The organism is Embleya sp. NPDC056575 (genome assembly GCF_042793325.1).
Classification (GTDB): domain Bacteria; phylum Actinomycetota; class Actinomycetes; order Streptomycetales; family Streptomycetaceae; genus Embleya.
In genome coordinates, this window is sequence record NZ_JBHTVA010000029.1 from 20,088 (window position 1) to 29,862 (window position 9,775).

Annotated in this window: 8 protein-coding genes; 6 read left to right on the forward strand and 2 right to left on the reverse strand. The window is 70.8% G+C overall.

The genetic code is table 11. The annotated features are described in order from the left end of the window. Positions 1-12 precede the first annotated feature (12 nt). The 5 genes from ACFRCG_RS23280 (at position 13) to ACFRCG_RS23300 (ending at position 6,012) form a co-directional block, all read left to right on the forward strand. Positions 13-972: a threonine/serine dehydratase gene (locus tag ACFRCG_RS23280; protein ID WP_380034305.1), complete on the forward strand. Its 960-nt coding sequence runs from the start codon at positions 13-15 to the stop codon at positions 970-972. A gap of 80 nt (positions 973-1,052) precedes the next feature. Next, positions 1,053-2,216 (forward strand): aminofutalosine synthase MqnE, encoded by a 1,164-nt coding sequence (gene mqnE / locus ACFRCG_RS23285; protein WP_380034307.1) that lies wholly within the window; start codon positions 1,053-1,055, stop codon positions 2,214-2,216. A 467-nt stretch (positions 2,217-2,683) separates the two neighbouring features. Then, a complete protein-coding gene (locus ACFRCG_RS23290) occupies positions 2,684-3,769 on the forward strand; it encodes an SUKH-4 family immunity protein (protein ID WP_380034309.1) in 1,086 nt (361 codons plus the stop codon). Positions 3,770-3,898: 129 nt separating this feature from the next. Next, positions 3,899-4,204: a DUF4229 domain-containing protein gene (locus ACFRCG_RS23295; protein WP_380000022.1), complete on the forward strand. Its 306-nt coding sequence runs from the start codon at positions 3,899-3,901 to the stop codon at positions 4,202-4,204. A gap of 503 nt (positions 4,205-4,707) precedes the next feature. After that, the gene (locus ACFRCG_RS23300) at positions 4,708-6,012 is read left to right on the forward strand and encodes a dicarboxylate/amino acid:cation symporter (protein ID WP_380034311.1); all 1,305 of its coding nucleotides are present in this window, start codon (positions 4,708-4,710) and stop codon (positions 6,010-6,012) included. Between the two features lie 60 nt (positions 6,013-6,072). On the opposite strand, the gene ACFRCG_RS23305 is transcribed toward ACFRCG_RS23300, so the two are convergent. Then, positions 6,073-7,068, reverse strand: a complete 996-nt coding sequence (locus tag ACFRCG_RS23305; protein ID WP_380034313.1) for a helix-turn-helix transcriptional regulator — start codon at positions 7,066-7,068, stop codon at positions 6,073-6,075. 74 nt (positions 7,069-7,142) lie between these two features. Between ACFRCG_RS23305 and ACFRCG_RS23310 the strand changes: the two genes are divergently transcribed. Then, positions 7,143-8,897 (forward strand): MFS transporter, encoded by a 1,755-nt coding sequence (locus ACFRCG_RS23310; RefSeq protein WP_380034315.1) that lies wholly within the window; start codon positions 7,143-7,145, stop codon positions 8,895-8,897. Positions 8,898-9,028: 131 nt separating this feature from the next. Here the strand turns inward: ACFRCG_RS23310 and ACFRCG_RS23315 are convergent, their stop codons facing one another. Beyond that, positions 9,029-9,514 (reverse strand): hypothetical protein, encoded by a 486-nt coding sequence (locus tag ACFRCG_RS23315; RefSeq protein ID WP_380034317.1) that lies wholly within the window; start codon positions 9,512-9,514, stop codon positions 9,029-9,031. Positions 9,515-9,775 lie beyond the last annotated feature (261 nt).

Genomic DNA, 9,775 nt, shown 5'->3' on the forward strand with positions numbered 1-9,775 from the left:
AGGGTGGCGGACATGACGAATCCGGTGACACTCGAAGACCTCCGGGCCGCACAGAAGCGCATCGCGGGCACGGCCGTACGCACCCCCCTGCTGCCGTCCCTGCACGGTGACGCCGACCGGCCGCTGTGGCTCAAGCCGGAGAGCCTGCAACCGATCGGCGCGTTCAAGATCCGCGGCGCGTACAACGCGATCGCGGCGCTGACCGACGCCGAACGCTCGCGCGGGGTCGTCGCACACTCCAGCGGCAACCACGCGCAGGCGGTGGCCTACGCGGCCCGCCTGTTCGGCGCCAGGGCCGTGATCGTGATGCCGGACACCACCCCGCAGGTCAAGATCGACGCCACCCACGCGCTGGGCGCGGAGGTGGTGATCGTCACCCCGGAGCGGCGCGACACCGCCGCCGGGGAGCTGGCCGAGGAGCACGGCTACGCGTTCGTACCGCCCTACGACGACGCGCGGATCATCGCCGGCCAGGGCACCACCGGCCTGGAGATCACCGAGGACCTGCCCACCGTCGACACCGTGCTCGTCCCGGTCAGCGGCGGCGGCCTGATCTCCGGCATCGCCGCCGCGGTCAAGCTGACCAGCCCGCACACCAAGGTGATCGGCGTCGAGCCCGAACTGGCCGCCGACGCCGCCGAGTCCTTCCGTACCGGCGTGCGCACCACGTGGTCCACCACGCGGACCTACCGCACCATCGCCGACGGCCTGCGCACCACGTCCGTGGGCGTGCTGCCGTTCGTGCACATCCAGGCGTACGTGGACGACATCGTCACCGTCACCGAGGACCAGATCCGCGAGGCGATGCGCTTCCTGGGCCTGCGCGCCCGCCTGGTCGCCGAACCCGCCGGCGCGGTGGCCACCGCGGCCTACCTCTTCCGCGAGGACGCGCTCCCGGCCGGACGCGAACACGTCGCCGTGGTCAGCGGCGGCAACGTCGACCCCGCGCTCTACGCCGAGGTGATGGCCTGAGCGGGCGCGTCCGGTACCGGGCGTAACCTCGTACAAGCCGCGCAGCGGCGGACAAGAAGACCAAGAGGGAGTACTCACGCATGGACGCGGGCCTGCGCAGGGAGATCGAGGACAAGGTTTTCGCCGGGGAACGCCTGAGCCGCGAGGACGGCATCGCGCTCTACGCGAGCGACGACCTGGCGTGGCTCGGCGGGCTCGCGCACCACGTGCGGACGGTGAAGAACGCCGACAAGGTGCACTTCAACGTCAACCGCCACCTCAACATGACCAACGTGTGCAACGCGTCGTGCGCCTACTGCTCGTTCCAGCGCAAGCCGGGCGAGAAGGACGCGTACACGATGCGCATCGAGGAGGCCGTGCGGCTCGCGAAGGAGATGGAGCCGGACGGGATCACCGAACTGCACATCGTCAACGGCCTGCACCCGACCCTGCCGTGGCGCTACTACCCGAGGTCGCTCGGCGCACTCAAGGAGGTGCTGCCGAACGTCGCACTCAAGGCGTTCACCGCGACCGAGATCCACTGGTTCGAGAAGATCTCCGGCCTGTCCGCCTCGGACATCCTCGACGAGTTGATGGACGCGGGCCTGGAGTCGCTGACCGGCGGTGGCGCGGAGATCTTCGACTGGGAGGTCCGGCAGCACATCGTCGACCACGACACGCACTGGGAGGACTGGTCGCGGATCCACCGGCTCGCCCACTCGAAGGGCCTCAAGACCCCCTGCACGATGCTCTACGGCCACATCGAGGAGCCGAGGCACCGGGTCGACCACGTGATCCGACTGCGTGAACTCCAGGACGAGACCGGCGGGTTCCAGGTCTTCATCCCGCTGCGCTACCAGCACGACTTCCACGACAGCAAGGACGGCATCGTCCGCAACCGGCTCCAGGCCCGGACCACGATGGCCACCGGCGCCGAGGCGCTGAAGGTGTTCGCGGTCTCGCGGCTGATGTTCGACAACGTCCCGCACGTGAAGTGCTTCTGGGTGATGCACGGGCTGGCCACCGCGCAACTCGCGCTCAACCACGGCGCGGACGACCTCGACGGCTCGGTGGTGGAGTACAAGATCACCCACGACGCCGACGACTTCGGTACGCCGAACAAGATGACCCGCGACGACCTGCTCGAACTGATCCGGGACGCGGGCTTTCGTCCGGTGGAGCGCAACACGCGCTACGAGACGCTGCGCGAGTACGAGGGCCCGGACCCGGCCCGGCGCGACACGCCGCAGCCGATGAAGCTCTGAGCCGACGCGGCCCCGGACGATCGGCGACGGGGGAGCCGGGGCGATGCGGGACGCTGCGCGGACGCGGCGGCGTTCGTGCGGGTTCGGCCCCGTCGCCGAGGCCGCGCTGCCGGGGTGGCCGCTGCCGCACGCGCCCGGGTCGCCCGGTCGAGGAGGGCCGCGGTTCGGGCGCACGCACAAGGAGGCGACCGCCGAACTCGGGCCGGAGCGGGTGGTACGGATCCCCTCGGGGAACATCCACGACGTGCTCGACTCCCACGCGCCGTCCCGGCGCTTTCTCCGCGACGTCGGATCGGTCGACGCGTCGCCGGTGCGCCCGGACCCGGACCGCCCGCGAGTTCGCGATCACCGACGACCACGACGGCCCGGCCGCGATCCCGACCGCCGTGCTCGCCGGCGTGGACCCGATCGCGGGCCGGCCGCGTACCGGCCGAACGTGTTCGACGACGAGGCGGGAGGACTGCCGTATGGCTGACGCGTTGCGGATCGCGATCACCCGGCGCGACGTCGAGGAGTGGTTCGGGCCCGACGAGGTGCTCCGATGCGACCTGCCCGGGATCGCCCACGAGCCGACCCGGCGGTTCCTGGCCGAGGTCGGCCTGCCTCGCCGGGCGGCGCTGATCACCTTCGCGCCCGATGCCGCGCCCGACCCCGGCCGGGACGGGCGCGTCGTGCTCGGCGCCTACGGCTCGCCGCGCACGGCCGACCAGGCGGTGCTGCTCGACGGCGCGACCGGCCGGGTGTTCGCCGAGGAGCGGTACGGCGATCCGGCGCTGATGTCCGTCGACGTGTCCACGCTGGTGCGCAACTGCGCCCTGGTCGAGGCGATCCGCCCCGGCCGTGGCCCGGTGCGCACCGCCGAGGAACTGATCGACCTGCTCGGCGAGACCGAACCCGAGCTGAACCCGGGGCACTCGTTCTGGCACACCTCCTTCGCGCTGTGGCAACTGCGCCGCGCGGCGCTGCCCGGGGAGGGGCTGGCGGTGCGGATCACGCCGGCGATGCTCGACCTGGTCTACGAGAACGAGTTCTCCGGCTACGAGGAGCGGCAGTTGCCGGCCGCGATCACGCACGAGCCGACCCGACGGTTCCTGCTCGACGTCGGGCTGATCGACGCGTGGGCGTATCTGGACATGCGCAGCGACGGCAAGCCGCTGCCGACCCTGGCGGAGTTGGCCGCCGAGCGCCGGGCGGACTGGGACGACGAGCCGGAGCCGCCGGCCGACGCGGAGCACCTGGTGGTGCTCGGCTATGTCAGCGAGGACGGCGATCTGCTCGTGGACGGCCGTACCGGCGTGGTCCGGCGCTGGAACACCGGCGGCGACGAGCCGTTCCTGGACACGCTCGACACCGACCTGTCCACGCTCGCCTTCACGATGTGGGTGATCGGCCGGATGCATCGGCAGGGCGAGCGGTTCGGGATCGGCATCCACGACGTGTGGGAGTCGATCGCGGTCGACCTGCTGTCGTCGGTGGACCCGCTCGCCTGGGCCGAGCCGGGCGGCTACTGGGAGGGCATGATCCTGGACGGCATCAACGGGCTGGGTCCCTGAGTCGGAACGGATCGCCGATTCGGGGTCGGGATCCGGGTCCGAAATGGGGGATGCTTGACTGGTAGTGGCGGCCCGGGTTCGCGCCCGCGGCCTCTCGTACCGCGTCCGCCAGTGGAACCGAAGGTGACCATGTCGAATCCCGCGCTGCGCTACTCGCTCTACCGGCTCGGCATCTTCGCCGCGCTGTTCGCGGCGGCCATGGGCGTGTTCAGCCTGTTCGACATGGAAGGCGGCGGCAACGTCTTCATCGCGATCGCCATCGCCGCGGGGCTTTCGGCGGTGATCAGCTACCGGTTCCTCAACGCGCAGCGCGAGGCCATGTCCGAGGCCCTGTACAACCGGGTGCAGGCGGCCAAGGCCCGGATCGCCGAGGACAACCGCGCCGAGGACGAGGCGACGGGCGCGATCTCCCCGCGCGCCCGAGAGGCCTCCTAGTCGGGACGCCGGGTGCCGGCTGCCCGGGACGGGCCGGGTGCGTCGTGCCCTGGGACGTCGGGTAAGCGAGGTGTGGCCGGCGGTGTCCCTCGGTGTCCACCGGTGTCCGTTCCGTAATTCTTTGCGTTTATCGGTTTGCTGTCGCTATCCTCGCGTCATGATCGGTGCAGGCGACACGCAGATGACGCACGGTGCGGTGGGTTTCCCGCTCGTGTCACGTCGTCATGTCGACCTGGGCCGTTGCGCCACCGCGCTGTGTTGCGGCTGACCGCTGCCGTGCCCCTGTCGGGTCGACGCCTTCACGCTCGTCGTCCCGATCGCCCGCACGTCGGCCTTTTGCGGCCGTTCTGCGCGAAGTAACGCTTCCTCGTAGTTCTTCCTGCGGGCACTCGGGTGCCTTTTGATGCGCAGGTTCACGGCCGCTCCGTACCGCCACCCTCCGTCCCCCACGGTGCCCGTTCAGGAGCCCTGCCTTGTCATCAGCAGTCGATTCCCTCAAGACATTGAAGCGAACGCCCTTTTGGGCGCAGATAGCCGCCGGCCTCGTGCTCGGTGTGGTCCTCGGCTTCATCGCCAAGGAGTACAGCGTCTCGTGGCTGACCGAGACGCTCGACCAGATCGGCACGATCTTCGTCCAGCTGCTCAAGCTGGCCGTACCGCCGCTGGTGTTCACCGCGATCCTGGTCAGCGTGGTGAACCTGCGCAACGTGAACAACGCGGCCCGGCTCGCCGCCCGCACGCTGATGTGGTTCCTGATCACGTCGCTGATCGCGGTCGCCATCGGCCTGACCATCGGGCTGATCACCAACCCGGGTGACGGCTTCAAGCTGCCGGCCGACCCGGGCAAGGCGCCGAAGACCAACGGCGACTGGCTCGACTTCCTCACCGGCATCATCCCGACCAACATCGTCACCGCGTTCTCCGAGGTCAAGGTCCTGCAGATCGTGTTCCTCGCGGTCGTGCTCGGCTCCGCGATCCTGTCGGTCGGCGCGAAGGCCGAGCCGCTGGTCAAGGGCGCCGAACTGGTTCTGGAGATCATCCAGAAGGCGCTGTGGTGGGTCATCAAGCTGTCCCCGCTGGGCACGCTCGGCCTGATCGGCACCTCGGTCGCCACCTACGGCTGGGACCTGATCAAGCCGCTGGGCACGTTCACCGCCGACATCTACATCGGTTGCGCGCTGGTGATGTTCGTGGTCTACCCGCTGCTGCTCTGGCTGGTGGGCAAGGTCAACCCGCTCAACTACTTCAAGGGCGCGTGGCCGGCCATCCAGCTCGCCTTCGTCTCCCGCTCCTCGGTCGGCACCATGCCGGTCACCCAGAAGGTCACCGAGCGCCTGGGCGTGCCGAAGGACTACGCGTCCTTCGCGGTGCCGTTCGGCGCCACCACCAAGATGGACGGTTGCGCCGCGATCTACCCGGCGATCGCCGCGATCTTCGTGGCCGAGGTCTACGGCGTGAACCTGGGCATCAAGGAATACCTGCTGATCGCGTTCGTCTCGGTGATCGGCTCGGCGGCCACCGCCGGTCTCACCGGCGCCATCATCATGCTGACCCTCACGCTCAGCACGGTGAACCTGCCGCTGGCCGGCGTCGCCCTGCTCCTGGCGATCGACCCGATCCTGGACATGATGCGCACCGCCACGAACGTGGCCGGGCAGGTGGTCGTGCCGATCCTGGTCTCCGCGCGGGAGAAGACGCTCGACCTGGAGATGTACAACAACCCGCGTGACCTGGAAGCCCCCGACGAGCCGGCCAAGCCGCACGTCCCGCTCCAGAAGACGCCGGACCGCGAACCGGTCTCCGTCTGACGCACCCCGAACCGACGCCCCCGATCCCCTCGTGCCGAAGGGGTCGGGGGCGTTGTCGTGTCAGCCTCGGGACGCTTCCTCGGCCGGTTCGGGCTCGGCGGCCGGGGTGGCCGCCGTGTAGCGGCGGGCCAGGGTTCGGATGTGGTCGACCAGTTCGGGCGGGTCCTCGATTTCGAAGTCGGCGTCGAGCAGGCCGATGTAGACGGCCAGGCTCTCGATGCTGGGGGCGCTGGTCTCGAAGACGCAGGTCTCCTCGTCGATCACCGCGAACGAGCCGAAGGCGGGCGGCACCCGGTCGGCGACCGTGCCGATCGGGGCGTGCACCAGGACCCGGGCCCGGTACTGCCCGCGCGCGTTCTGCACGCCCTGGTTGACGAAGGCGGCCACATCCCCGTCGGCGGGCAACTCGCGCGGGGCGAAGCGCGGTCCGTGCGGGGGGCGCGGGGTGATCCGGTCCAGCCGGAAGGTGCGCCAGTCCGAGCGCTCCAGGTCCCACGCGACCAGGTACCAGCGGCCCATCCGGTGCACGAGGCGATAGGGCTCGACCCGGCGCGAGGACTCCTTGCCGTCGTGCGAGCTGTAGCGGAAGCGCAGTTGCTCGTGGTCGCGGCAGGCGCCGGCGAGTACGGTCATCACGTCCATGTCCACCGCCGGGCCGGTCGCGCGCACCGGCACGGTGTACTTCTGCAGCGCCTTGACCCGGCGGTGCAGCCGGGACGGGAGCACCTGGTCGAGCTTGCCGAGCGCGCGCAGCATCGCCTCGTCCATGCCGTCCACGACGCTGCCCGCGGCGATCCGCAGACCGACCACGACGCTGACCGCCTCCTCGTCGTCGAGCAGCAGGGGCGGCAGCGCCTTGCCCGCGCCGAGCCGGTAGCCGCCGACCACCCCTCGACGTGCGTCGACCGGATAGCCCAGACTGCGCAGACGCTCGATGTCGTAGCGGACCGTCCGGCCGCTCACCCCGAGCCGTTCGGCGAGTTCGGGTCCGGTCCAGTCGGGCCGCGTCTGCATCAGCGAGAGCATGCGCAACAGGCGCGCGGAGGTTTCCAACATGAGCCGAAGTCTGCCGGCTCCGCGCCGGATAAACAGGAACGAACCTTGCCTGTTTGACCCCTAGTGTCGGAGGCGTGGAAAAGAGCCCGGAAATCAGCGGCGAGCAGACCCTCGCCACCCCGTCGTCCCCGTCCTCCCGGCCCGTCGTCGGCACCCGGCAGCGTTGGATCGGACTGCTGGCGGTGTTGGCCGCCACCTTGATGAACCTGCTCGACTCCAGCGTGGTGGGCGTCGCGGCACCGGCGATCCGCCGGGACCTGGGCGGCGGCTACTCCAGCCTCCAGTGGATCGCGGCCGGCTACACGCTGGCCCTCGCGGTGGGCCTGCTCACCGGCGCGCGGCTCGGCGACATGTACGGCCGCAAGTTCATGCTGATGGTCGGCGTGGTCGGCTTCATCGCCCTGTCGGTGGCCTGCGCCGCGGCATGGTCGCCGGAGACGCTGATCGTGGCGCGGGTGCTCCAGGGGTTGTTCGGGGCGCTGATGATTCCGCAGACGTTCGGGCTGCTCCGGGACCTGTTCCCGCCGGCCGAACTCGGCAGGGCGTTCGCGGTGTTCGGCCCGGCGATCGGGTTGTCCACGGTGCTCGGGCCGATCGTCGCGGGTGTGCTCGTGGACGGCGACGTGTTCGGCACCGGGTGGCGGATGATCTTCCTGATCAACCTCCCGCTGGGCGCCTTCGTGCTGTTCGTCGGCGGGCGGACGTTGCCGAAGGTGGCGCCGAGCGAGACCGGCGGGCGGCTGGACGTGATCGGCATGGTGCTCGCCGGGGTCGGCACCTTCATGCTGGTGCACCCGCTGGTGCAGGGCCGCGAACTGGGCTGGCCGCTCTGGTCGTTGATCGAGTGCGGCGCGTCGCTGCCGGTGCTCGCCGGGTTCGCGGTGTACCAGCTGCGGCGGCAGGCGGCCGGTCGGGTGCCGCTGATCCGGCTCGGGGTGTTCCGGCGCCGGTCGTACGCCTCGGGCGTCGGGTTCGTCATGGTGTTCTTCGGCGCGATCGTCGGCATCTCGATGGCGATCGGGCTGTTCCTGCAGATGAGCCTCGGGTACACGCCGACCCGGGCGAGCCTGACCATGGGCGCGTGGGCGCTCGGCGCGTTCTTCGGATCCGGGTTCAGCGGTGCGGTGATGGGCAAGCTGGGTCGGCGCATCCTGCACATCGGGCTGACCGTGATGGCGGCGGGGACGGGCTGGCTCTACCTGGTCTTCAGGCAGGCCGAGACGGATCTGGGCAGCGGCGACCTGCTCGGCCCGCTGGCGGTGTTCGGCCTCGGGATGGGGATGATCTTCGTCCCGGTCTTCGACATCATCATGGGCGAGGTCGAGGACCACGAGGTCGGCTCGGCGTCCGGTGCGCTGGAATCCCTGCAGCAGCTCGGCGCCTCGCTGGGCATCGCGGTCCTGGGCACGGTGTTCTTCGGGGTGATCGGCGCCCAGGCCACGCACAACTTCGACACCTCGGCGGCGCCCGGGCTGCGTGCGGAGATGAGCGCGGCGGGCGTGCCGACCGGGACGCAGGACTCGATCGTGGCCGGCCTGCGGGCCTGCCTGGACGACCGGGAGAACGCCACCGACCCGGACACCGTCCCGGCCAGCTGCCGCACCCTCCGGGTGCCGCCCGCCGCGACCGCCGCGGTCGCCGAGGCGAGCGCGGACACCCACATCCGCTCCTCGCTCGACGCGATCCGGCGCACCACCCTCCTGGCCCTCGCCCTGACCGCGGTCGCCTTCGCCCTGGGCTTCCTCCTCCCGAAGCGGGCCAGGGAGAACCAGCTCCCCGAGCCCACCCCCGATACCCCCGCCGAAACCCGCGAACCGGCCCTGGTCTGAGGCCGGTTCCCCATCCCCCGCCGCCCGGCCCGAGCCCCGAAGGGGAGCCCGCGCCGGGCGGCGGCACGTCTTTCGCGATCACGCCTCGCGGAGTCGGGTACGAAGACGCGGTTCCCGGAGCGGGACCGAGGTCAGCCCGCGACCCGCGCGGCGGCGTTCGTGTTCGCGCGGTCCAGGGCGCGGATGATCAGCCACTGGTCGATCATCGCGCTGAACGTGGCGAACAGGCCCATCACGACGCCGACGACCAGGTGGCCGGTCTGCGCGGCGAGTTCGAAGCCGACCAGGTGGATCAGCAGGCGCAGGCCGAAGCGGATGGCGACCAGGGCCAGGGCGAGCATCCGGGTGTGGCTGTCGCGCATCATCGCCTTGAAGAACCTCATCCGGGCCCGCATCACGGTGAACGAGACGACGAGGTTCACCACCACGAGCGGGATCAGGTACGCCCACAGGGACGGGTAGCCCTGCGCCACGTCGCAGCCGCCGACCGACACGCCCACCATCGCGAAGTACCAGGCGGGCAGCCCCCTGGGGGCCTCGACGACCGGGGCGGGGGCGGAGGTGCCGGCCGTGGCGGCGGTGGTGTTCTTCGTGCAGGCGATGGTGGCGATGCTCATGGTTCCCGGCTCCCCGATTTCGGCCCGCTCCGGCCCGTTCGCTGACATGCGTCAGCCTGCCGCCGGGGGGCCGGTGGACAGGACGACCGACCGACGTACACCGGCTGTCCACCGAACGGCTGACATCGGGGGCGGGCCGGGCCTCGGCACCGGCCTCGGGACGGCGGGGCCACCGGTCGACCGGTGGCCCCCCCCGCGCCGTGGGGTCGGTACGCCCCCCAGTAACCCGCGCCCCTGGGCGTAGGGGGGTCGATATCGACT

Bases quoted from the DNA above. Each gene is read 5' to 3' on its own strand.
- ACFRCG_RS23295 (WP_380000022.1), top strand. From the start codon at position 3,899: ATGTCGAATCCCGCGCTGCGCTACTCGCTCTACCGGCTCGGCATCTTC.
- mqnE (WP_380034307.1), top strand. From the start codon at position 1,053: ATGGACGCGGGCCTGCGCAGGGAGATCGAGGACAAGGTTTTCGCCGGG.
- ACFRCG_RS23315 (WP_380034317.1), bottom strand. From the start codon at position 9,514: ATGAGCATCGCCACCATCGCCTGCACGAAGAACACCACCGCCGCCACG.
- ACFRCG_RS23305 (WP_380034313.1), bottom strand. From the start codon at position 7,068: ATGTTGGAAACCTCCGCGCGCCTGTTGCGCATGCTCTCGCTGATGCAG.
- ACFRCG_RS23290 (WP_380034309.1), top strand. From the start codon at position 2,684: ATGGCTGACGCGTTGCGGATCGCGATCACCCGGCGCGACGTCGAGGAG.
- ACFRCG_RS23280 (WP_380034305.1), top strand. From the start codon at position 13: ATGACGAATCCGGTGACACTCGAAGACCTCCGGGCCGCACAGAAGCGC.